Raw genomic sequence first — 22,255 nt, 5'->3', positions numbered from 1 at the left:
TTCAGAGCATGACCGTGGTGCTGGATAACCCGCTCGCCGTCAGGCGGGCGGCCATGGATCTGCTGGCGCGACGTGAACATGGACGCGTCGAGCTTGTGCGCAAGTTGCGCAAGCGTGGCGCCCCCGAGGACTTGATCGACGCGGCCTTGCAGCGGCTGTCAGAGGAGGGCTTGCTATCCGAGACCCGCTATCTGGAGAGCTTCGTTGCCTATCGGGCGCGTGCGGGTTACGGTCCGCTGCGTATTCGCGAGGAGCTTGGCCAGCGTGGACTCGCGCGTGGCGATGTCGATCAGGCGCTGCGTGAGAGTGGTATCGACTGGTTCGAGCAGTTGCGTGAAACCTGGCAACGCAAGTTTGCCGGTCGCCTTCCGGGGGACGCTCGTGAGCGTGCTCAGCAAGGCCGGTTCCTGGCCTACCGTGGTTATTCGCTGGATATGATTGGGCGTCTGTTGCGTGGTTGCGACGAATAGCTCGTCAGTCTGTTCAGGCTGGCTGGACGGCCAGCTGACGTAGATGGTTCGGTACGTCTGGTGCGCCGGCCAGACGCAATCCTTCGCCAAGCGCAGTGGCTTCCTGATGTTCTTTGGGCAGGAGGAGGAACTCCGGGGTGCCGGCTTTCTTCAGTAGCGACAGGCGTGCATAGGGGATGCCGTTGTCCAGCAGCAGCCCCATGAAGCTGGGATCGCTCCAGGCCGCTTCTGGCATGGCCAGTACGTGATAGCGCTGTTGCAGGTTGTCCAGGCCCGCCTCATTCAAGCGATAGCGAACCAGGTTGGCTGGCAGCAGCACTTCCAGTTCGCGCCTGCGCGCATAGGCGATGGCTCCAGCGAAAGCTTCACCGTGCATTTCCCCTGACCAGAAGGTGCGCGAGCCGCGCCAGTTGGCCTGACGCAGCTCGATCGGTTCGCCGGCGAGAAAGCGCGGCAACGCCTGACTGATGGTTTTGACGAAATCCTTGTAGCTGATGATGCGCACCTGCTTGCAGTGTTCGCTCGCCGCGTAGTCTTCGAAGCTCGCGTAGCCTGGCGCCGGACAACGGCAGGCGAAGCCATCGATCAGGCGCAGGTCGAACGCCTGCAGTTGCTGCGTTTGGGCTTCCACTACTTGAGTCAGCGCTGAATGTGCGTGGGCTTTGTCTTCCTGCACCGGGCCGGAGAGCGCGCCACGAGGCAGGTTGAGCAGAAGCTGCAATTGCGGGCCGTCATGCCAGCCAATGCTTTCGACCGCTGCAGGCAACGGTTTGAATGGCAGGCGCAGGGCACTGGCCCTGGCGAATATCTGCCGTGAGCTGCGGCCGAGCAGGCCCATGCGCTGAGCCAGGGCGGCCAGGCGGCTGCTGAGTGTTGAGGATTCGGACAGGCTCATGGCCGGCAGATCGCTCCTGAGGCGTCTGCTGCAGTGTGGCAGACGCGGATGGCTATTGCCCATATAGCGTAGCGCGACGCGGGAGTGCCTGTCGCGTTGCAGGTCTGTGGCAAAATAGCCGCATTCATTTGCGAGGATGCCTCCATGCCCAGCTTGGTGCTGGATATTGCGTTATCGGCCGAACGATTGCAGGCCATCTATCGTGGCCAGGCCAACCGGATTATGGCGCAAAGCCGGGACGGGCGCCGCGTCAGTTTGCCGGCTCACCATCTGCGGCCGTATCTGACTCACGCCGGTATCTTTGGTTCCTTCGTACTGGAATTCAGTAGCTCCGGCGAACTGCTGAGTTTACGCCCTTTGGACTGATCTGGCGCGCTTGCCTCGCGCCGATGGCGCCTGCGCGGCTATAATCGCCGGCTGCCAATCCTCTACCTGTCGAGCTGAGCCTGATCATGTACTCCCTGGCCCGCGAGCTGCTGTTCAAACTGTCCCCGGAAACGTCCCATGAGCTGTCCATCGATCTGATCGGTGCAGGTGGCCGACTGGGGCTCAACGGCCTGCTGACCAAGGCGCCGACCAGCCTGCCGGTAAGCGTGATGGGGTTGCAGTTCGCCAATCCGGTCGGTCTGGCGGCAGGGCTGGACAAGAACGGCGATGCCATCGACGGTTTTGCCCAGCTCGGCTTCGGTTTCGTCGAGATCGGCACCGTTACCCCGCGTCCGCAGCCGGGTAACCCCAAACCGCGACTGTTTCGTCTGCCGGAGGCCGAGGCGGTGATCAACCGCATGGGTTTCAACAACCATGGCGTCGATCATCTGCTGGAACGGGTCAAGGCTGCGAAATTCAAGGGTGTGCTGGGCATCAATATCGGCAAGAACTTCGATACGCCAGTCGAGCGGGCGGTGGACGATTACCTGGCTTGCCTGGACAAGGTGTATGCCCATGCCAGTTACGTCACTGTCAACGTCAGCTCGCCCAACACGCCCGGGCTGCGCAGTCTGCAGTTCGGCGACTCGTTGAAAGAGTTGCTCGAGGCGCTGCGTCGTCGTCAGGAAGACCTGACCCAGGAGCATGGCAAGCGCGTGCCGCTGGCGATCAAGATCGCCCCGGACATGAGTGATGAAGAGACCGTGCTGGTGGCATCAGCGCTGCTGGGTGCCGATATGGATGCGGTGATCGCCACCAATACCACGCTCAGCCGGGAGGGGGTCGAAGGGCTGGCCCATGGAGATGAAGCCGGCGGCTTGTCGGGCGCTCCGGTACGCGACAAGAGCACGCATATCGTCAAGGTGCTGGCGGGTGAGCTGTCGGGGCGTCTGCCGATCATTGCCGTTGGCGGTATTACCGAGGGCAAGCATGCGGCCGAGAAGATCGCGGCGGGTGCGAGCCTGGTCCAGATCTATTCGGGGTTCATCTACAAGGGGCCGGCGCTGATTCGCGAGGCGGTGGATGCGATTGCCGCGCTGCACAAATAAATAGGGCTCCCGAAGGAGCCCCTGGGCTTGCGCCCGCCGCCCGGAGGGGGTCGGCATGGTGAAGTCGGGTGTGATCCTGATCAGCCGACAGCGTGAAGTTCGTTGAGTCGATGAATACCGGCGGTGCCGGTCAGCCCATCCCAGTTGTCGCCACGGCCTTCACGCCAGCCATTGAGCCAGGCTTGACGAACCGAAGGTAGGGTAAAGGGGCAGAGTTCGCGGGATTTACCATTGATGCCGTATTGATAGCCGCGCAAAAAAGCTCTTTCTAACGGATCACGCTTAAGTCTTCTCATAGGGTGTTGCCCTCACTGTTGACTGTTATGTCCCGTTGGCCTTGTGACAAGGCCGGGCAGAAATCTTCTGCCTACGAAAGTCCGCTGCCGGCGTGGCGAACTTTCTGTGCCTGCGCCGTTGCAGCGAAAGCCTTAGGTAGTGTTCTAACGAATGCACCGGGGCCTGTGAATGATCGATTTGTCATAAGGGCGTAACCTAAATGCGGGTGAGGCCATAAGGACGCTGGAGATACGTCCAGCATTTTTAAGCCAGACGCCGTCGTATCTGGCTGTGCATGCTGATGCCGTCATTTTGCTAGTGCAAATGAGAGTGCTTACTTATTCCGACGAAGGGTCGCGCTGTGACCTTTTGTCACTTATTTTGAGTCGAGGTGCGCCGCTGCACCTCCCTGATTGCCATAGGCAGTGGAACATCCATGTCTGATCGTTACGAAATCGTGCTGACCTGCCCCAAGGGGCTCGAGGGCCTGTTGCTGGAAGAGGCCAAGGCGCTGGGGCTGGAAGAGGCGCGCGAGCAAACGGCCGCGGTGCGTGGTCATGCCGAAATCGAGGTGGCCTACCGACTGTGCCTGTGGTCGCGCCTGGCCAACCGCGTGTTGCTGGTGCTGTCGCGCTTTGCCATGAACAACGCCGACGAGCTTTATGATGGTGTGCAGGCAGTGGACTGGCGCGACCATCTGGAGCCGTCCGGCAGCCTGGCGGTGGAGTTCAGTGGCAATGGTTCGGGGATCGACAACACTCACTTTGGCGCACTCAAGGTCAAGGATGCGATTGTCGACCGGTTGCGGACGGCCGGTGGCGAGCGTCCCAGCATCGACAAGCTCAACCCGGACCTGCGCGTGCACTTGCGTCTGGATCGCGGTGAGGCAGTGCTTTCCCTGGACCTTTCCGGGCACAGCCTGCACCAGCGTGGTTACCGCCTGCAGCAAGGCGCCGCACCGCTGAAAGAGAACCTGGCTGCCGCGATCCTGATTCGTGCCGGTTGGCCGCGCATTGCTGCTGAGGGTGGCGCATTGGCCGACCCTATGTGTGGCGTGGGTACCTTCCTGGTGGAGGCGGCGCTGATGGCTGCCGACATCGCGCCCAACCTCAAGCGCGAGCGCTGGGGTTTCTCCAATTGGCTGGGCCATGTGCCGGCAATCTGGAGGAAGCTGCATGCCGAGGCTGAGCAGCGCGCTGTGGCAGGATTGGCCAAGCCGCCGCTGTGGATTCGTGGCTATGAAGCTGACCCGCGCCTTATTCAGCCTGGGCGCAATAACGTCGAGCGCGCCGGCCTGTCGGACTGGGTGAAGATCTATCAGGGCGAGCTGGGCAGTTTCGAGCCGCGCCCGGACCAGAATCAGAAGGGACTGGTGATCAGCAACCCGCCATACGGCGAACGCCTGGGTGACGAAGCCAGCTTGCTGTACCTCTACCAGAACCTAGGTGAGCGTCTGCGCCAGGCCTGCCTGGGCTGGGAGGCAGCGGTATTCACAGGCGCGCCCGAACTGGGCAAGCGCATGGGTTTGCGCAGCCACAAGCAGTATGCGTTCTGGAACGGCGCACTGCCTTGCAAGTTGTTGTTGATCAAGGTGCAGACCGAGCAGTTCGTTACCGGTGAGCGGCGTGCGCGCGAGGACGATCAACAACCGGTGAGCGAAGCACCACAGCAGGCGCGTCTGTCCGAAGGCGGACAGATGTTCGCCAACCGCCTGCAGAAGAACCTCAAGCGGCTGGGCAAGTGGGCGCGCCGCGAAGGCGTCGAGTGCTACCGGTTGTACGACGCCGACATGCCCGAGTATGCCGTGGCGGTCGATCTGTACCGCGACTACGTACACGTCCAGGAATATGCCGCGCCGCGTTCGGTCGACCCGGACAAGGCCCAGGCGCGACTTCTCGATGCCTTGGCCGCGATTCCACAGGCGCTGGGCGTGGCGCAGAGCCGCGTGGTGATCAAGCGTCGTGAGCGCCAGGCTGGCACCAAGCAGTATCAGCGTCAGGCTGCGCAGGGCGAGTTCATGGAGGTGAGCGAGGGCGGGGTCAAGCTGCTGGTCAACCTCACCGACTATCTGGATACCGGACTGTTCCTCGATCACCGTCCGTTGCGCCTGCGTCTGCAGCGCGAGGCCGCGGGCAAGCGCTTCCTCAACCTGTTCTGTTACACCGCCACGGCCACCGTGCATGCAGCCAAGGGCGGCGCGCGCAGCACCACCAGCGTGGATCTGTCGAAAACCTACCTGGACTGGGCGCGGCGCAATCTCGCGCTCAACGGTTTTTCCGACAAGCACCGTCTGGAGCAGGGCGACGTGATGGCCTGGTTGGCAGAGGATCGCGGTGAGTACGAGCTGATCTTCATCGACCCGCCGACTTTCTCCAACTCCAAGCGCATGGAAGGCGTGTTCGATGTGCAGCGTGATCATGTCGAACTGCTCGACCTGGCCATGGCGCGGCTGGCCCGTGGCGGTGTGCTGTATTTCTCCAACAACTTCCGCAAGTTCCAGCTGGATGAGAGCCTGGTGGCGCGCTACCAGGTCGAAGAAATCAGTGCACAGACGCTGGACCCGGACTTCATCCGCAACCCGAAGATCCACCGCGCCTGGCGTTTCAGTGCGCGCTAGACTGAGGTTGTCGGGCCAGCGTAGGGTGGATGATGCTCTTTTCATCCACCATGAGTTCATCGCCGGTGGATGGGTAAAGCGTCATCCACCCTACGGCCCTCCCACAAATATTCAGCGTTTGGGCTGCTTGTAGGTTTCCAGCAGCACCTGGTCGAGAATCGAGGTGGCGCCCCAGGGTTTCGGGTCGTTGAGGATGGCCACCACGGCCCAGTCCTGGCCATTGCTGTCGCGGCTGAAGCCGGCAATGGCGCGCACGTTGTTCAGGGTGCCGGTCTTGATGTGCGCCTCGCCTACCAGCGGCGTGCGCTGCAGGCGGCGACGCATGGTGCCATCCATCGCCACCAGCGGCATCGAGCTACGGAATTCGGCTGCATAAGGGCTGCGCCAGGCTGCCTGGAGTATCAGCGCCATTTCCCGTGCGCTGATGCGTTCGGCACGTGACAGGCCGGAGCCGTTCTCCATCACCAGATGCGGTGCAGTGATGCCCTTGCGGGCTAGCCAGCTGCGAATGACGCGCTGCGCAGCCATGGCGTCGTCCTTGTCGGCTTCGGTGCGGTACTGTGCGCCGATGCTGAGAAACAGCTGCCGAGCCATGGTGTTGTTGCTGTACTTGTTGATGTCGCGGACGATTTCCACCACATCCGGGGAGAAGGCGCGCACCAGCATACGGGCGTCTTCCGGTACGGGGCCCAGACGGTCCTTGCCGAGAATCTTGCCGCCCAACTCCTGCCAGATACCGCGCACTGCGCCTGCTGCATAGCTAGGGTGGTCGAGCAACGACAGGTAGGTCTGCGCACTGCAGCCTTCAGCCAGTTGGCCGCTGACGATCAGGGTCGTGCCGTCGAACTGGTCCACCGCGTCGTAGCGGATGTCAGGCCATGCCGGGCAGGTTGCGGCCTTGAGCAGGCGAACCTGATTGTCTATACGGATCGCCGCGATGGGCGGGTCCATGGCGATGCTCACCTCGCCGCCTTCGGCGCGTGTGATGAAGCGTTGCGCCTTGAGGTTGACCAGCAGGGAGTCGGGTTTGACCAGGAAGGGTTTGTTGGCGTCGCCACCATCGTCGTTGAATGCCGGCAACTGCGGGGCCACGAAGAAGCTGCGATCGAGCACCAGATCGCCCTGAACCTGGCGCACGCCGTTGATGCGCAGATCGCGCAACAGCAGCCAGAGTTTTTCCATGTTCAGTTTCGGGTCGCCGCCACCCTTGAGGTAGAGGTTGCCATGCAGCACGCCATCCTTGAGCGGACCATCGGCATAGAACTCGGTCTTCCACTGATGGTTGGGCCCCAGCAATTCCAATGCTGCGTAGGTGGTCAACAGCTTCATGGTGGAGGCCGGGTTGACCGAGACATCGGCATTGAACTGCAGGCCGCCAGTCTGGCCGCCCAGAGGTACGGTCATCACCGACAGCGAGTCGTTGGAAATCTTGTTGGCTTTCAGTGCCTGTTCGACCTTGGCAGGGAGTGCGCTGCTGGCAGCATGGCAGGACAGGGCGAGGGGGAGAAGCAGGGCGCTCAGCGCCAGTTGGCGAAACCGCTGGATCATCGACGAGAACCTTCCGCTGTCAGGCGGGAGTAACGAGGGAGACAGACAAACGACAGTCCGACTCGGGGAAAAGTTGCCGGCATTATGCCGCAAGAATCTGCTTGCAGTCGGCTCGGCCGGGTTAAAAACAGTCACGGCAAACAGCTGGCGTTCAACATGTTCGAAGGTGCGCTAAGACGACACAAAGCGGGCGCTCTGCCGGCGAAACTGCTAGAGTGCCGCGCGTTATTACCTTTGAGGATTGTTTCATGGCGACCAACCGTTCCCGCCGTCTGCGCAAGAAGCTCTGTGTCGATGAATTTCAGGAGCTGGGCTTCGAGCTGACCCTGAACTTCAAGGCCGACTTGAGCGACCAGACCCTCGACGATTTCGTCGATCAGTTCCTCGATCAGGCCATTGCCGGCAATGGTCTGGATTACGTAGGTGGTGAAGACTTCGGTCTGGTCTGCCTGGCCAAGCGTGGCTCGGTCAACGAGGAGCAGCGCGCTGCCGTCGAGGCCTGGCTGAAAGGCCGTGACGAACTGGAAAAGTTCGAGCTCAGCCCGTTGCAGGACGTCTGGTACCCGGAAAACCCGATCAACCAGGCTTGATCGCTACTCGGCGCCGGGTTCTCTGGCGCCAGTCATCAGGTAGGGCGCCGCGCGCACCCAGCGGTTGACCTGATGCCGAAGCTCGCTGCGTGGAGCGCACCCTACAGCGCTCCCGCCTTTTCCAGCAGCACCTGCTCGTCCACCTGATCGATCTGCTCTGCCTGCATGAAGCGCTCGGCGTAGCGCCGGTAGATGCCTGCGCGGATGAACAGAGCGAACAGTTGCGGGTCGATGTGCGCGCCCTTGCACATGCCGACCATGATGTTCAGTGCCTCCGACAGCGTCTTGCCCTTCTTGTAGGGGCGATCCACCGCCGTCAGGGCTTCGAAGATATCGGCGATCGCCATCATGCGTGCCGGCAGGCTCATCTGTTCGCGCGTCAGGCGTTTGGGATAGCCACTGCCGTCCATCTTCTCGTGGTGCCCACCGGCGATCTCGCTGACGTTCTGCAGGTGCTTGGGGAAGGGCAGGCGGTCGAGCATCAGGATGGTCTGCACGATGTGATGATTGATGATGTAGCGCTCTTCGGCCGTCAGCGTGCCGCGGGCGATGCTCAGGTTGTGCAGTTCGCCACGGTTGAACTTGTATTGCGGCACTTCCAGCTTGAAGCCCCAGCGATTGTCTGGCGCGATCACCTCCTGGTCGACGCGCTCGATCAGATGGTCGAGGCGGTCAGCGAGCAGCGGCTCCTCCACCGGCAGGCTGCTGGGGGGCGAGTGTTCCAGGCGCTTGGCTTCTTCCCAGGAAACCCCCAGGCGATTGTCCAGTGTGCGTAGCCAGCGTCGTTCGGCGATCTGCTTGAGGCGGTTCTGGTCGTCATCGGCCATGGCCTCGCCACCCAGATTGATGCGCGCGATGAAGGTGAACTCATCGTCCAGATCGCTCAGCAGCTGGTCGCGCAGCGCCGCCAGTGCGCTTTCTTCAGCCCCTTCGGCACGACCACGCCAATAGGCGACCCAGGCATCGCGCTTGAGTACCTCGAAGCGCATGCGCACTTCGTGGATGCGGTCGTACAGGGTTTCCAGCTTGGTCGCCTTGTCCACCACGTACTCGGGAGTGGTGACCTTGCCGCAGTCGTGCAGCCAGGCGGCGATATGCAGCGCCTCCCATTCCTCGTCGCTGGGGTTGTAGTCGCGAAACTCGGGGGCGTCACTCTCGGCCGCAGCACGAGCCAGCATCAGGGTGATTTCCGGTACGCGCTGACAGTGGCCGCCGGTGTAGGGACTCTTGGCGTCGATGGCGCCGGCGATCAGCTGGATGAAGGCATCGAGCAACTGCTTCTGCCTGGCCAGCAGGCGTTGGCTCTCGATGCACAGAGCCGCGCTGCCCGAGACGGCGTCGACGAAGGCGACGCGATCCGGGCTGAGCATGCTTTCGCTATCCTCGCCGGTATCGCGTTGCAACAGGACCAGCACGCCAACGGTGTCGCCCTGACGGTTATGCAGGCCGGCAGCGATCAGGTGCAGGCGCGGACTGTCCATGGCCGACAGGAGCCCCTGGAATTTACCTGCCTGATCGAAGCCGATGGAGGTGGCTATGCTTTCGCCGCCGCTGGCCGGACGTTGCAGCCAGGCAGGCAGGATCGGATCGTCATGGGCCAGTCCCTGGATGCCCAGCTCGGCGAGGCTGCGGCTCTGGCCGTCGATGGCCAGCCCATGCGGTTCCAGGCGGCCGCTGTCGTTGTCCAGCAGATAGAGCAGGCCGCCCTGAGCCGCGCTGATGGAGACGGTGGCGTCCATCACGCGCTTGATCAGTGCGTCGAATTGGGTCTCCGCCGAAAGGCTGGCAGCGATGTCGAGAAAGCTCGACAAGGTGTCCTTCATGCTGCTCATCGACACCGCCAACTGGTCGACCTCGAGAATCGGCGAGCGGCCGCTGGCCGGATGGGCGAAGTCGAAACGGCGGATGGCCTGCGCCTCCTGCACCAGGCTGCGCAGCGGTTTGACCACCAGGCGTGACGTCAGCCAGCCCAGTGGCAGGCACAGCAGCAGGGTGGTGAGCGTGATCAGCGCGCCCTGCCAGCGGATGCGATAGGCCTCGGCCAGCAGCTCTTGCTCGGGCACCAGCAGGGCCAGATGCAACCCCTGCGGGCCACCCTCCTGAAGGTGCCGGTGAGCCATGGCCCAGCGCTGCTTGGCCAGTTCGACGATGCCCTCGTCCCGTTCGTTCAGTTGGCCGGACAGCAGTTCACCCAGGGCCGGATTGAGTTCGCGGACGGTGACCAGCGATGCCTTGCCATCGACTTCCTTGAGCAGACGGTTGCTGTCCGGGTAGGCCACGGCGTTGCCGTCGTTGTCGGCGAGTACCACCTGACTGTTGGGGGTGACGCGGTGGCTGGCCAGGGTGGCCGAGAGATCATCGAGCGTCAGGTCGGCGCCGATCACGGTGGTCAGGCCGCTGCGCCTGGCCAACGTGGTGCCGATTTCCTGGGTGGAGAAGAACAGATAGGGCGCAGTGGTGATCTGCCCGCCATCGCCGCGCGCGCGCTTGAACCAGTCGCGCTGCCGGGGATCGTAAGGCTCGCTGAGTTTCTGCCGGCGGCTGAGCTGGTTCAGCGAGCCGTCATAGAACAGGTAATCGCTGTCGGTCCCGGCGCTGCTCCGGTCGATGGCCCAGACCTGATAGGCTGCTTTGTCCGGCGCGTCGAAGCGCTGCTTGAGCATGTCGCTGCGCAGCGGTCTGACCATGAAGAAGTCGCCATCCTCATAGCCGAGATAGATCGAGGCCAGTTTGGGGTTGTCGCGCAGGGCCTGAACGAACAGTGGCAGCATTTCCAGGCGTTCATCGAGCGTGTCGGCCTCGGTGGCCGGATGCAGCGCCAGCAGGCTGAGCAGGTGGCGTATGGGGCGATAGGTATTGTCCAGATCTCTCTGGACGTCGTGCTGGATGCGCTCGAAAAGTGTCGAACTGCTGGAGAAGATCAGCCGGCTGGTCTGCTGGTAATTGAACAACCCCAGCACGACACCGGTTAAAAGCAGCAGAAGTGTGAACAAGACACTGATATGAACGTGCAGAGGGAAACGGCGTTCTCTGCGAACAGCGGTATTGGGCATCGCACTTCACTCCTTGCGGGCGCTGCAGGCTTGAACAGCATAGTGAAGAGTGGACGAATCTGCCTAAACGCTATAAAGGCTGCCGAGAACTGTCCTCGGCCTTGCTCGGTTTGTTCAGTTGCAGGCGCAGGCCGTGCACCAGCAGAGCCACGGTCAGGCTCAAGGCCACGCCGATCAGCGCGTTGAGCAGGCGTACCTGCGCCAGGTGCCAGTCCTGTGCCAGGCTCTCGGCCAGGAGCACGAAGCACAGGCTGGTCTGCAGCACGAACAAGCCGTAGTGATTGGCCTGCAGCGCACGGCTGAGAATCACCAGCACCAGCAAGGTCATGACCATCGTGGCCGGGCTTTGCAGGCTGTGGCCGAAGAGGATCAGCAAGCCGGCGGCAGCGAGGCTGGCCAGGCTCGCCTGCAGCGCTCGCACCAGGCTGCCCTGGAATTCCAGCTGTAGCGTGGTGATGACTGTCAGCGTCAGCCAGTAACCACGTGACAGGCCGGCCAGATTGACGATCAGCCCTGATGCGGCAAACGCCAGCATGCAGGCCAGGGCATGCAGGCGCCATTGCTGGCGAGGCAGGCGCTGCGCGTGGCGCTTGAGTACTTTGAGAATGGCCAGGAAGCGCGGCATGTACGGCCACATGCGCAGGCCATGCAGGCCACGCAGGCCGAAGGCCAGCAGCATGACCCAGAGTCCGCCGAGAATGAACAGCATGGCCACCGCATAGGGGTTGTGCAGGTTGCCGATGCCGAATTGTCCCTGGCCGAGGCACAGGCAGATGCACAGACCGATGCCCAGCTTGCCGGCTTCGCTGCCGAAGCGTTGCAGCCAGGCCAGCAGCAGGCCGAAGGCAGCGAAAATGCCCAGGCTGATCAGTGGGTGACTGGCGGCCCAGAAACCCAGGCCGGCGCTGCAGGCACCAAGACCGGTGAGCAGCAGCATGCGCAGCATGCCGAAACGGTGCAGCGGATTTGCCTGGGCGGCCTGAAAGGCGCCAGCCGAGGCCCAGAGAAAACCACTGTGAGCGGTGAACAGGCCCAGCACCAGCGGCAAGGCACAGCCCAGCCCGGCGACCACGGCCGGGCCCCAGGCCGGCGGGCCGGCATGCCAGGTGAAACTGTTGCGAATCAGGTTCTTCATGCGCTCTTTTTCGTCAGATCGGGCTCGAACGGCCGGTCATCTCCCTCGCCATCTCCGTAGCGTAGCTGTCCGTCATGCCGGCGATGAAATCGATCACCCGCATGAACGAGCGATACAGAGGCCAACCTGGTTCAGGCGCGTAGTAGCTGAGCAGATCGAGGATGCGCCGGTGCTTGAACGACAGCGCGCGCCCACTGTGCAGCTCCAGTGCCGCACCGCAGAAGGCGTTGAGGAGGATCTCCAGCGTGGTGTAGGCACCGATCTCATGCAAGGTCTTGCGCTTGTCGTGGAAGATCTTCTCGCGCGCCAGTGACTTCGCGCTCTGTACACAGTGCTTGGCGGCGCCATGCATGTGTTCGACCAGATCGCCCTGCAGGCCGCCGCCAAGGAGGGCGTGCTGCTGCTCGACGAAAGCGCTGGCGGCCGCGTTGGTCAGGTGTTCGATGGCCTTGCCGCGCAGGATCGCCAGCTTGCGCCGGCGCGAGTCTTTGGGGCCGAGCTGGCGATAGGTTTCCGGCAGGTCATCGCCTACCAGATCGAGTAGCAGTGCCTCGACTTCGGTGTAGTCGAGCAGCTCCATCTCCACGCCATCTTCCAGATCGATCAGGCCGTAGCAGATGTCGTCCGCCGCCTCCATCAGATAGACCAGCGGGTGACGCGCCCAGCGCTGCGTTTCCAGTTGCGGCAGTTCGAGCTTGGCGGCGATCTGTTCGAGCAGCGGCAACTCGCTCTGGTAGCAGCCGAATTTGTGCTTCTTGTAGCCCTGTGCATCCGCGTGGCGGGCCGTCCAGGGGTATTTGAGGTAGGTGCCGAGGGTGGCGTAGGTCAGCCGTGTGCCGCCGTCGAACTGGTGGTATTCCAGCTGGGTGAGCACACGAAAACCCTGGGCATTGCCTTCGAAATTGAGAAAGTCGCCGCGTTCGGCGTCGCTCATCGCATCCAGCCAGCCACGCCCGGCGGCCTGCTGAAACCAGTGGCGGATGGCGTCTTCGCCGGAGTGGCCGAACGGCGGGTTGCCGATATCGTGGGCCAGGCAGGCGGACTGCACCACCATGCCCAGGTCGCTCGGCGTGCACCAGTGCGGCAGGTCGTCACGCAACATCTCACCGACGCGCATGGCCAGCGAGCGGCCGACGCAGCTGACTTCCAGCGAATGGGTCAGGCGGGTGTGGATATGGTCGTTGCTCGACACCGGGTGCACCTGCGTCTTGCGCCCGAGGCGGCGGAACGCACCCGAGAAGATGATGCGGTCATGATCCTTGTGGAAGGGGCTGCGGCCCAGCTCTGCCGAGCCGGGCGCAGGTTTGCCGAGACGTTCGCGGGTAAGCAGGGTGTGCCAATCCAAGGCTGATCCTCGCCAAGTTGATCCAGGCTTCCTAGCTTCGGCGTTCGCGCCGCGCTGCGCAACCCGGGGCTGCGCCATGTTGGCATGGCTCTGGGGGTGTGGCTGCATTCGGTGCGCGTTGGAGAAGGGTGGCAATCATTCGTGCGTCAATTTATTGGCTTTTTCAGTATATACTTATTGCTCATATTGGAGGCTTATACATGCAGTGACGAGTATTTGACTGTTTGCGATGAGAGGGCTTAAGTAATAGTCATGATCGTTTGTTATTTGACGGTGTGCGATGAAGGAGAGGGCGCCGCATACCGGTAGTAGAAATTGCTAGGGAGAACGTCATGGACAGCTCGCCGTTATGCCGGACCATGCACCCCGTATCAGCGAGGCGCAGTTGCCACGTCTTCACTGTTCATCTGCCTGTTTCCCGTGCACCGACCTTGCTGGAGCCGAGTCGACTCGCTCTGGCGTGCTGGCCCTGTGGGCTGTCTGGTCGTTGGTAGTTGTCCCGGCCTGGAGGCCTCAGTCGAGTCGACCGTTTTTCAGACGACGTGCGTATATCGCCCGTGTGCGGGATAAGGCGTGCACACAGGAACGACAGCCGGGCGTCGGGGAGATGCCGCATGAAACCGATATTGCCCAGCTCGGGTCCGGCCGAGGCACAGAGCCTTGCGTGTCCTGTTGATGGGGAGCTGGCGCCGTCTGGACAGCTATCACGGCGCAGTTTTCTTCAAGGGAGTGCGGCGCTGGCCGCCGCGCCACTGATTCTGGCTCCCAGTCGCAGCGAGGCGGTGGTGCCGCCAAGCCCGCCGACCATTGCCTGGCAGGAGTTTCTGCCCAACGAGCCCGTGCTGCTTTACGGCAGCACGCTCAACCCGCCGCCTACCGAGCTTGCCAACACCGTCGCCGGCGAGGCCGGGCGGCCGGCGCATCAGCGCTGGGCCGAGTTCGGCCCGCAGGCCGAGCACTACGAGCTGCATGCAGCGCAGCGCGAGGGGTGGGTGTTCAATCCGGCCTATCCGCCACAGCCGATATGGACCTACCAGGCCGCCGTTGCGGATCTGTCCGTGCTCAGCCCGGTGGTGCACTCGCACTACGGCCACCCGATCATGTGCCGCATCTACAACGACTTGCCGGCCAGCCACACCGGCTTTGGTACGCCGGAGATCAGCACCCACCTGCACAATGCCCACGTCGGCTCGGAAAGTGACGGCTTTCCCGGCGACTACTACAGCGCCACCAAGGCCGGGCCCAGCCTGACTGCGCCGGGCGGTTTCAAGGACCACCTTTACTCCAACATCTACGCTGGCTACGACGAACTGCAGAACGGCATCGGCGATTACCGCGAGGCCCTCGGCACGCTGTTCTACCACGACCATACCCTGGACTTCACCGCGCCCAACATCGTTCGCGGGCTGATGGGTTTCTTCCTGCTGTTCGATCATCTCGACTCGGGCAACGAGAAGGACCCGAACCCCGCAGCCTTGCGTCTGCCCAGCCATCCCTACGACTACCCGCTGAGCTTCTGCGATCGGCGTTTCGACCCCAACGGCATCCTCTACTACGACCAGGTCAGCCCTGAGGGCATTCTCGGTGACAAGACCATCGTCAACGGCAAGATCCAGCCGGTGCTGCGGGTGGCCCGGCGCAAGTACCGCCTGCGCCTGCTCAACGGTGGGCCGAGCCGCTTCTACCAGTTCTACCTGGTGCGGCCGAACAACGTGGTCCAGCCTTTCACCTACATCGCCAACGACGGCAACCTGCTGGAAAAACCACTGCTCAACCAGACCAACGTACGCCTGGGCGTGGCCGAACGGGCCGATATCGTGGTGGATTTCTCGCGTTACCCGGTGGGCACTGAGCTGTACCTGGCCAACCGCCTGACCCATCGCCCCGAAGACACTCGTCGGCCCTATCAGGTGGTGGCGCCAGGCGAGCGGGTACTGAAGATAGTGGTCGACCGTGAGCCGCCGGAGCAGGATCTGAGCCGGGTGCCCAGCACGCTGCGGCCGCTGCCGCCCTTGCCGACGACCGCCCAGCTGGCGGCACTGCCGGTGCGCAGGTTCCTCTTCGAGCGCCGACAGAACATGTGGGCGATCAATGGTCAGTTCATCAACCTCAATGTTCCGCGTGCCCTGGTGCCCATGGGAGCCATGGAGATCTGGGAGTTGTACAGCGTCGATGATGGTTGGGATCACCCTGTGCATATCCATTTCGAGGAGGGCCGTCTGCTGAGCAAGACCACCGATGGCCGCAACGTGGTCATCCCGGTGCACGAGCGCGGCCGCAAGGATGTATTCAATGTCTCCGACCGTACGGTCTTGCGCGTGCTGATGCGTTTTCGCGACTACAAGGGCCAGTACGTGATGCACTGCCACAACCTGATCCACGAAGACCACGCCATGATGCTGCGTTGGGACATCGTCTGAGCCAGCCGGAGGTTTGCCATGAATACGCGAAGAAAGGTGCTGGCAGGGCTTGGCGTTGCTGCGTTCGGTTGGGCCGCCTGGCACTCGGGCAGTAGTCTGCAGCAGCCGGCCGCGCCGCTGGCCGGGGTGGGCGGCACGCGCTTTCCCAATGTCCCGCTGCTGACCCACGAGGGGCGTGAAGTGCGCTTCTACGACGACCTGGTGCGCGGCAAGGTGGTGGCGATCAACATGATGTACGCCCAGTGCAGCAACAGCTGCCCGGCCACCACCGCCAACCTGCGCCTGGTGCAGGAGATGCTCGGTGAACGTGTCGGACGCGATGTGCACCTGTATTCGCTGACGCTGCAGCCGGAGCTGGACAGCCCCGAGCGTCTGCGCGAGTACGTCGAGCGCCACCATATCGGTCCGGGCTGGCAGTTCCTCACCGGCGCGCGCGCCGATATCGAGCAACTGCGTCGCGCCCTGGGTTTTTATGACGTCGACCCGGTGGTGGACCTCAACGACCTCAGCCATACCGGCATGCTGCGCATCGGCAACGACGCCCTGGACCGCTGGACCATGGCGCCGTCGCTGACCGATGCCGCGCAGATCCTGTCCACCATCAATCATGTCGACAGCAAGATGGTGCACACCGCCTACCGCCCGAGTGAGGCGCCTGCCGCGCAGCTAGCGCAGGCGTAGACGTTCTGCCCGCACGCGGCCGCTGGCATCGAGGCGGCCGCGTACCTGCACGTAGGCGCCGGGACGCGGCGCGTCGTCCAGGCGCGTGCGGGCGTCGATCAGCAGCGCCAGACCGTCCAGCTTGCCGTCATCATCCAGGCGGCCATGCAGACGCACCCTGGCGCCCACCGGCACGGGCGCCGGCTGTCCGGCAGCATCGCGTGCGCCTTGCTCGATCCAGACCACGATCAGGTCGATTTCCGCATCCGTGAGATAGGGAGGACCGTCGTACGGCATGCGTGGGCGCGCCTGGCCGCGAATGCGCCGCACCAGCTCGCTGGCTGCGGGGTTGCCGGGCACCACGCGGGCGCGCTCGTCGCTGGCCAGGGTCGCTGCGTAGCTCGACAGCAGATAACCCTCGGGAGCCGCACCCATCAGGCCGCTGGCGGAATGGCAGGTAGCGCAGCGGCGCAGCAGGATGGCTTCGACGTGACGGTAGTCGATCGCCTCGTCAGGGGGCGGCAGGGGGGCGGCAGGCCGGGTTGCGATTGCCTTGCCTGCTGGCAGGCCGGCGTTTATCCAGCGTTCGACCATGGCGATCTCGGCGGCATCGAGGAAGGGCGGGCCGCTCAATGGCATACGTGGTTGGCTGCTGCCTGTCAGGCGGCGCAGCAGCTCGCTGCCGGCGGCATCGCCAGCGTGGACCACCGGCCCGCGCTGGCTGCCGCGCAACAGGTTTTCCAGGCTGTCCAGGCGCAGGCCCAACGGGGCCTGCGCGCCGCTGTGGCAAACCAGGCAGCGGTTGGCCAGTAGCGCAGCGATGTCGCCGTGGTAGGTCGGGGACGCGGCGGCCAGCACGCTGGCGCTGAGCAGCAGCGGGGTGAGCAGGCGCAGGGCTAGCCAGGGCATAAGCGCAGCCTCGGAGACTGGGAGGATCATTCAGTCGTTCGGCGCGAGGCTTCCGTGGGCAGGGGTGTATTCGATAAACGCCTTGTTCGACTGTGCCGAGAGAAGTCCGATAGCCTGCTGCTAAGCCTAGCTGCGTCCTCAGAAACCGGCGGCGTCGATGTCCACCAGCAGCAAGCGACGACCGTTGTCGATGAACTGGCCCGCCGTCAGGCAGTACTGGTTGGTGGTGGCGTCGCGGTAGGTGGTGGAGAGCGTCAGGCGGCGCTCTTCCCAGCCTTCGGCCAGCAGTTGATAGAAGTAGGGACGCCATGACCAGTTATGCCCAAGGTAGCGGTCATCGGCCTGCCAGATGTTCTGGCGCCATTGCAGGTTCGGCGTGAGTTGGGTGCCGTGGCGGTCGCACTGATAGATGCGCAACAGCCAGGGATAGTTGTCCGGCGCGTTCAGGCTCGTTGCCGGGGCGCCACTTTCGGCCCAGAACCTGAGTTCGGACATCAACTCGGCCAGTTGCTGGCGCAGGCTGACCAGGCGCGCGCGCTCGGCGAGTTTCTGCTGTACGTAGCTGTCGCGTAGGCGCGCGAAACGGCCGACGAAGGCGTCGCTGGCGAACAGCTCTTCTTCCGGCCTGGCGAACAGGAACCCCTGGACGTAACGGGCGCCGCACTCGAGGGCGAAGTTCAGCTCGGCTTCGGTTTCCACCCCTTCGGCGATGATCCAGCAACCGGTCTTCTCGGCCATCTGTGCCAGGGCCTTGACCACTTCGCCGCTAGGGCCGCCGCGAGCGGCTTCCTGAAACAGGCGCATGTCCAGCTTGAGGATGTCCGGTTGCAGTGCCAGCACGCGGTCGAGCTGCGAATAGCCAGCGCCGAAATCGTCGATGGCGATGCGTGCTCCGGCCTCACGGTAGCGCGCCACCACGTCAGGCAGGCGCTGACTGGCACCGCCCAGCTCGGTGATCTCGAAGACGATGCGTGCCGGGTCGATACCGCTGCGCTGCAGTTGAATCAGGCTGGGCAGTGGTTGCGCCGGGCGCAGGCGGCTGATCCAGCGTGGTGAAATGTTCAGGCTCAGGAACCAGTCCGCAGGGGCCTGATGGACGCGCTGCAGGGCATCTTCGCGCACGTGCCGGTCAAGGCGGCGCAGAGCGGCGGGCGGGGTTTTCGGATCAGCGAAAAGCGGCCCGGCCGAGTGTGCCTGGCCGTTGGCATCGCGCAGCCGAGCCAGCGCCTCGACACCGGCGATGCGGCCGGTGGCGGTGTCGATGAAGGGTTGGAAGACGGCAAAAGGCAGTCCGTCGATCACCTGGGATGTCCTTAGCGCTCAGCGGTTGAGCCACCAGATGGTGGCAGAGTGGCTCAACCTAGCAAGATCGCGGCCAGCCCAGGTCTAGACCAGCTTCCACTTCAGTCGATGCCGCTTTGCCGGCGCCGAAGTAGCGGTGCAATGATCAATGCCAGGCGCAGCCAGCGACGCCAACCGCGCTTGCCACCGAGCAGTCCGGCCAGTGCCAGTGCGCCGCCCGTGAGCAAAAAGGGTGCATTGCCCTGGCGCAGGCGTTGTCCGTACTCGCGTACCTGTTTGAGTGGCTGGCTGATCTGCAGCATTTCATGACGCAGTTCCTGGCGATGCATCTCCAGACGCATGCGCAGCACGGCTTTGCGCAACTCACGGCGCGAGGCGCCTGGGGGCAGGGTAGGGGTCATGGCAGCAGTTGCTCGCGGTCGCGTTGCAGTTCTTCCAGGCTGGCGCTGAACGGCGCTTCGGCGTTGCGCAGGCTGGTCAGCAGCCAGGCGCCGCAACCGAGCAGGCCCACACCGTAAAACAGGCACAGGCCGGTGGCGACTGCCAGGCGGTGAGTATCCCAGTAGAGGATCAGCAGCAGAGCGGACAGACCTATCAGCAGGAGCAGGGCGAAGGCCAGGCACAGGCCGCCGAGGAGCAGCGCGCGCAGTGCCTGGTTTCGTTGGTCTTCGAGTTCATGGGCCAGCAGCGCTACATGGCCCTGGAGCAGGCCCAGCAGGGCCGCGCCCAGGCGCCGTGGCGAGGGGCCGTTGGACATTGGCGCTGTCAACGGCGGCTGATCAGCAGGCCCAGCACCAGGCCGATAGCGGCCGACAGGCCGAGTGCCTGCCACGGGTGCTTGTGCACGTAATCCTCAGTGGCGTCGACGGCGATCTTGCCCTGCTCGCGCAGGCCGGACTCGGCCTTGTGCAGGGTGTCACGGGCACGGTCAAGACTGCTGCGAATGTCATCGCGCAGGGCTTCGGCCTGTTCGCCGGCAAGGCTGGCGGAATGTTGCAGGAGCTTCTCGGTGTCGCTGACCAGAGCCTGGAATTCATCCAGCAGGGCGTCCTTGGTGCTTGGAGTCGCGGCTTTGCGTGGCATGGTGAGCAGTCCTCTGCGTTGAGTGTGTACTGTTTACGAGTGCGCGGCGGCCTGAGGGTTCCGCAAGAATAGCAGGCCGCTGAAAGACCCAGGCGACGACTGCATGGATGCAGGAGGTAGAGCGACGCAGGAGGCCAAAGCGAGGTGGTTTCTTCAGCAGCCTGATAGTCGGGAAGTGACTGGTTTGGCGCTTGGTATAGCGATTGCATTTTGCTGGTGCGCGAAGCTCGGAGAATGCCCTGTGATGGGGCCTTCTCGGTGCGGCTCAGGATGGTCAATTTCGCGCATAACCATTTGATTAACAAGAAATAAGCATCGATCAGTCAGTCTTCGGTGGCGCTATTTTGGGGCCGTCAGACAGCACTTTTCGAGGGCGCGCTGCATGCGCTGGCTGCATTGTGGTGCGCATTTTCGGTTTTGTGCCTTTGTTTGGTGCTTTTTCTTCTGCCTCCGGAGTTTTCTTTCTCGATGGAAAACATCAACAGTGCCGTGGCCACGCTGATCCACGGCTCCAATACCCTGTTCATCCTGCTGGGTGCAATCATGGTCCTGGCCATGCATGCCGGGTTTGCCTTCCTCGAAGTGGGAACGGTGCGGCAGAAAAACCAGGTCAACGCGCTATCGAAGATTCTCTCGGATTTCGCCATCTCCGCCCTGGCGTATTTCTTCATCGGCTACTGGATCGCCTACGGCATCAACTTCTTCGAGCCGGCGGCGGTGCTGACGCAGAACCATGGCTACGGTCTGGTGAAGTTCTTCTTCCTGCTGACCTTCGCGGCGGCGATTCCGGCGATCATCTCCGGTGGTATTGCCGAGCGCGCCAGGTTCGGTCCGCAGCTATGCGCCACGGCGTTGATCGTGGCGTTCGTCTATCCCTTCTTCGAAGGCATGATCTGGAATGGCAACTACGGTTTTCAGGCTTGGCTCGAGGCTCGCTTCGGTGCCGGCTTCCATGACTTCGCCGGTTCGGTGGTGGTGCATGCCATGGGCGGCTGGCTGGCCTTCGGCGCGGTGCTGCTGCTTGGCCGCCGCAATGGTCGCTATCGCGACGGCAAGCTGGTGGCCATGGCACCGTCGAACATTCCATTCCTGGCGCTGGGTTCGTGGATCCTGATCATCGGCTGGTTCGGCTTCAACGTGATGAGTGCGCAGACGCTCGAAGGTGTCAGTGGCCTGGTGGCGGTCAACTCGCTGATGGCCATGGTCGGCGGTACCGTCGCCGCGCTGCTGGTGGGGCGTAATGACCCAGGCTTCCTGCACAACGGCCCGCTGGCCGGTCTGGTCGCCATCTGCGCCGGCTCGGACCTGATGCATCCGATTGGCGCCCTGGTCACTGGCGCGATTGCCGGTGCGCTGTTCGTCTGGGCATTCACCGCGACTCAGGTGAAGTGGAAGATCGACGACGTGCTGGGCGTCTGGCCGCTGCATGGCCTGTGCGGCATCTGGGGCGGCATCGCCTGCGGCATCTTCGGCCTCGAGGTATTCGGTGGCCTGGGGGGCGTCAGCCTGGTCAGTCAGGTGATTGGTACTGTACTGGGCGTGGTGGTCGCGCTGGTCGGTGGCTTTGCGGTGTACGGCCTGCTCAAGGCGTCTCTGGGCATTCGTCTGAGCCAGGAAGAGGAATACAACGGCGCCGATCTGTCGATCCACAAGATCGGTGCGGTGAGTCAGGATTGAGCTATTACCGGGTGCTGCCAGCCAGTGCCCGGAACAGGCAATAAAAAACCGGGCATCGGCCCGGTTTTTTGTGCGCTTGCCAATCAGTCGCGACGACCTTCGACCGGTTTGCCGGAGACGGTGCCTTCCTTGAGCATTATCTGGTATTCCTTGCCGTCGGTCTCCACCTGATGCAGGCGAACCAGCAGGTGGCCCCAGTCCTTGGCGAACCACAACACGGTCTTGCGGGTGCTCTGCGTGGGGTCGCGCACGCGCTCGACCTTGATTGCGTCGATCAGGCCGGCCTTGGTGCGTACCACTTCTTCGCCCAGCACACGGAAGTCGTAGGTTTCGATCTCGTCACCGTCGACCACCTGATAGCTCACGCTTTTCTTGCCGGCCGCGACGTCCTGTTGCAGGGCGATCTGGTAGGTGGACTTGTCCAGCAGGCCGCGGTTGAGCGGGAAGCGCACGGCGTCACCACGGTCGGTGCCGATCACTTGCTTCTGTTCCCAGTCGAAGTCCTGCTCGACTTTCTTGCCCTTGCCCAGGCCGCTGCGATTGAGGCGGTAGGTCAGTGGCATCAGGGTCTGGTTGTCGACCCGGAAGGTGCTTTCTTCGGTCAGGCCGGCGACCAGCATCGAGGCTTCGAAGTTGAGGGTCCAGCGGCCGTCATCTTCGCGCTTGAGGCTACGCTCGGCGCTGCCACTGACCGGCAACTGCTTCCAGTCCGCGGTGTAGCTGGCGGAGAAGGGCTGCAGATCCTCGGCAAGGGCGGGCAGGCTGAACAGTGTCAGGGCGAACAGCAGGGCACGACGCAT

20 protein-coding genes are annotated in these 22,255 nt (G+C 63.2%); 8 read left to right on the top strand and 12 right to left on the bottom strand.

The window, feature by feature from the left end; all coding sequences use genetic code 11:
* Nucleotides 1–8 precede the first annotated feature (8 nt).
* Entirely contained in the window at nucleotides 9–470 is a 462-nt protein-coding gene (gene recX, locus ACN0X6_RS09690) for a recombination regulator RecX (protein ID WP_417703518.1), read from the top strand.
* A 13-nt stretch (nucleotides 471–483) separates the two neighbouring features.
* On the opposite strand, the gene ACN0X6_RS09685 is transcribed toward recX, so the two are convergent.
* Complete coding sequence (locus tag ACN0X6_RS09685; RefSeq protein WP_417703516.1) at nucleotides 484–1,365, bottom strand: DUF6685 family protein; 882 nt, start codon at nucleotides 1,363–1,365, stop codon at nucleotides 484–486.
* 144 nt (nucleotides 1,366–1,509) lie between these two features.
* Here ACN0X6_RS09685 and ACN0X6_RS09680 point away from each other — a divergent pair, with 144 nt between their 5' ends.
* Together ACN0X6_RS09680 and ACN0X6_RS09675 are read left to right on the top strand one after the other, a co-directional pair.
* Nucleotides 1,510–1,731 (top strand): DUF2835 domain-containing protein, encoded by a 222-nt coding sequence (locus ACN0X6_RS09680; protein ID WP_072425434.1) that lies wholly within the window; start codon nucleotides 1,510–1,512, stop codon nucleotides 1,729–1,731.
* A gap of 86 nt (nucleotides 1,732–1,817) precedes the next feature.
* Entirely contained in the window at nucleotides 1,818–2,840 is a 1,023-nt protein-coding gene (locus ACN0X6_RS09675; RefSeq protein ID WP_417703514.1) for a quinone-dependent dihydroorotate dehydrogenase, read from the top strand.
* Nucleotides 2,841–2,920: 80 nt separating this feature from the next.
* Here the strand turns inward: ACN0X6_RS09675 and rmf are convergent, their stop codons facing one another.
* Nucleotides 2,921–3,136: a ribosome modulation factor gene (rmf, locus tag ACN0X6_RS09670; protein WP_003244273.1), complete on the bottom strand. Its 216-nt coding sequence runs from the start codon at nucleotides 3,134–3,136 to the stop codon at nucleotides 2,921–2,923.
* A gap of 416 nt (nucleotides 3,137–3,552) precedes the next feature.
* On the opposite strand from rmf, the gene rlmKL reads away from it, so the two are divergent.
* On the top strand, nucleotides 3,553–5,733 hold the full coding sequence (gene rlmKL / locus ACN0X6_RS09665) for a bifunctional 23S rRNA (guanine(2069)-N(7))-methyltransferase RlmK/23S rRNA (guanine(2445)-N(2))-methyltransferase RlmL (protein ID WP_417703511.1): 2,181 nt from the start codon (nucleotides 3,553–3,555) through the stop codon (nucleotides 5,731–5,733).
* A 111-nt stretch (nucleotides 5,734–5,844) separates the two neighbouring features.
* Here the strand turns inward: rlmKL and dacB are convergent, their stop codons facing one another.
* Nucleotides 5,845–7,281, bottom strand: a complete 1,437-nt coding sequence (gene dacB, locus ACN0X6_RS09660) for a D-alanyl-D-alanine carboxypeptidase/D-alanyl-D-alanine-endopeptidase (protein WP_417703509.1) — start codon at nucleotides 7,279–7,281, stop codon at nucleotides 5,845–5,847.
* 248 nt (nucleotides 7,282–7,529) lie between these two features.
* Between dacB and ACN0X6_RS09655 the strand changes: the two genes are divergently transcribed.
* Nucleotides 7,530–7,871 carry a YggL family protein gene (locus tag ACN0X6_RS09655; protein WP_045735171.1) on the top strand — a complete coding sequence of 114 codons (342 nt, stop codon included), beginning with the start codon at nucleotides 7,530–7,532 and terminating at the stop codon, nucleotides 7,869–7,871.
* 101 nt (nucleotides 7,872–7,972) lie between these two features.
* Here the strand turns inward: ACN0X6_RS09655 and ACN0X6_RS09650 are convergent, their stop codons facing one another.
* The 3 genes from ACN0X6_RS09650 to ACN0X6_RS09640 form a co-directional block, all read right to left on the bottom strand.
* Nucleotides 7,973–10,924, bottom strand: a complete 2,952-nt coding sequence (locus tag ACN0X6_RS09650) for an HD domain-containing phosphohydrolase (protein ID WP_417703507.1) — start codon at nucleotides 10,922–10,924, stop codon at nucleotides 7,973–7,975.
* A 70-nt stretch (nucleotides 10,925–10,994) separates the two neighbouring features.
* Nucleotides 10,995–12,059: an FUSC family protein gene (locus ACN0X6_RS09645; RefSeq protein WP_417703505.1), complete on the bottom strand. Its 1,065-nt coding sequence runs from the start codon at nucleotides 12,057–12,059 to the stop codon at nucleotides 10,995–10,997.
* A 13-nt stretch (nucleotides 12,060–12,072) separates the two neighbouring features.
* Complete coding sequence (locus tag ACN0X6_RS09640) at nucleotides 12,073–13,404, bottom strand: deoxyguanosinetriphosphate triphosphohydrolase (RefSeq protein WP_417703504.1); 1,332 nt, start codon at nucleotides 13,402–13,404, stop codon at nucleotides 12,073–12,075.
* 614 nt (nucleotides 13,405–14,018) lie between these two features.
* Between ACN0X6_RS09640 and ACN0X6_RS09635 the strand changes: the two genes are divergently transcribed.
* Together ACN0X6_RS09635 and ACN0X6_RS09630 are read left to right on the top strand one after the other, a co-directional pair.
* Nucleotides 14,019–15,824: a multicopper oxidase family protein gene (locus ACN0X6_RS09635; protein ID WP_417703502.1), complete on the top strand. Its 1,806-nt coding sequence runs from the start codon at nucleotides 14,019–14,021 to the stop codon at nucleotides 15,822–15,824.
* Between the two features lie 18 nt (nucleotides 15,825–15,842).
* Nucleotides 15,843–16,505 carry an SCO family protein gene (locus ACN0X6_RS09630; protein ID WP_417703500.1) on the top strand — a complete coding sequence of 221 codons (663 nt, stop codon included), beginning with the start codon at nucleotides 15,843–15,845 and terminating at the stop codon, nucleotides 16,503–16,505.
* Here the strand turns inward: ACN0X6_RS09630 and ACN0X6_RS09625 are convergent.
* From ACN0X6_RS09625 to ACN0X6_RS09605, 5 genes are all read right to left on the bottom strand, one after another.
* A complete protein-coding gene (locus ACN0X6_RS09625) occupies nucleotides 16,491–17,393 on the bottom strand; it encodes a c-type cytochrome domain-containing protein (protein ID WP_417703498.1) in 903 nt (300 codons plus the stop codon). The two genes, ACN0X6_RS09630 and ACN0X6_RS09625, sit on opposite strands and share 15 nt — an antisense overlap.
* A gap of 138 nt (nucleotides 17,394–17,531) precedes the next feature.
* On the bottom strand, nucleotides 17,532–18,695 hold the full coding sequence (locus ACN0X6_RS09620; protein ID WP_417703496.1) for an EAL domain-containing protein: 1,164 nt from the start codon (nucleotides 18,693–18,695) through the stop codon (nucleotides 17,532–17,534).
* Nucleotides 18,696–18,796: 101 nt separating this feature from the next.
* Nucleotides 18,797–19,096: a hypothetical protein gene (locus ACN0X6_RS09615; RefSeq protein ID WP_192984986.1), complete on the bottom strand. Its 300-nt coding sequence runs from the start codon at nucleotides 19,094–19,096 to the stop codon at nucleotides 18,797–18,799.
* Nucleotides 19,093–19,452 (bottom strand): phage holin family protein, encoded by a 360-nt coding sequence (locus tag ACN0X6_RS09610; RefSeq protein WP_417703494.1) that lies wholly within the window; start codon nucleotides 19,450–19,452, stop codon nucleotides 19,093–19,095. The genes ACN0X6_RS09615 and ACN0X6_RS09610 overlap by 4 nt, the downstream gene beginning before the upstream one ends.
* Nucleotides 19,453–19,460: 8 nt before the next feature.
* The gene (locus ACN0X6_RS09605) at nucleotides 19,461–19,778 is read right to left on the bottom strand and encodes a DUF883 family protein (RefSeq protein ID WP_003461988.1); all 318 of its coding nucleotides are present in this window, start codon (nucleotides 19,776–19,778) and stop codon (nucleotides 19,461–19,463) included.
* A gap of 468 nt (nucleotides 19,779–20,246) precedes the next feature.
* Here ACN0X6_RS09605 and ACN0X6_RS09600 point away from each other — a divergent pair, with 468 nt between their 5' ends.
* Nucleotides 20,247–21,455, top strand: coding sequence for an ammonium transporter (locus tag ACN0X6_RS09600; RefSeq protein ID WP_417703492.1), 1,209 nt, complete (start codon nucleotides 20,247–20,249; stop codon nucleotides 21,453–21,455).
* Between the two features lie 83 nt (nucleotides 21,456–21,538).
* On the opposite strand, the gene ACN0X6_RS09595 is transcribed toward ACN0X6_RS09600, so the two are convergent.
* Nucleotides 21,539–22,255, bottom strand: coding sequence for a DUF3108 domain-containing protein (locus ACN0X6_RS09595; protein ID WP_417703490.1), 717 nt, complete (start codon nucleotides 22,253–22,255; stop codon nucleotides 21,539–21,541).

It is taken from the genome of Pseudomonas sp. (assembly GCF_048269965.1).
Classification (GTDB): Bacteria; Pseudomonadota; Gammaproteobacteria; order Pseudomonadales; family Pseudomonadaceae; genus Aquipseudomonas.
Note: the sequence above shows the minus strand (reverse complement) of the source record. Positions and strands in the feature narration are given on the sequence as shown.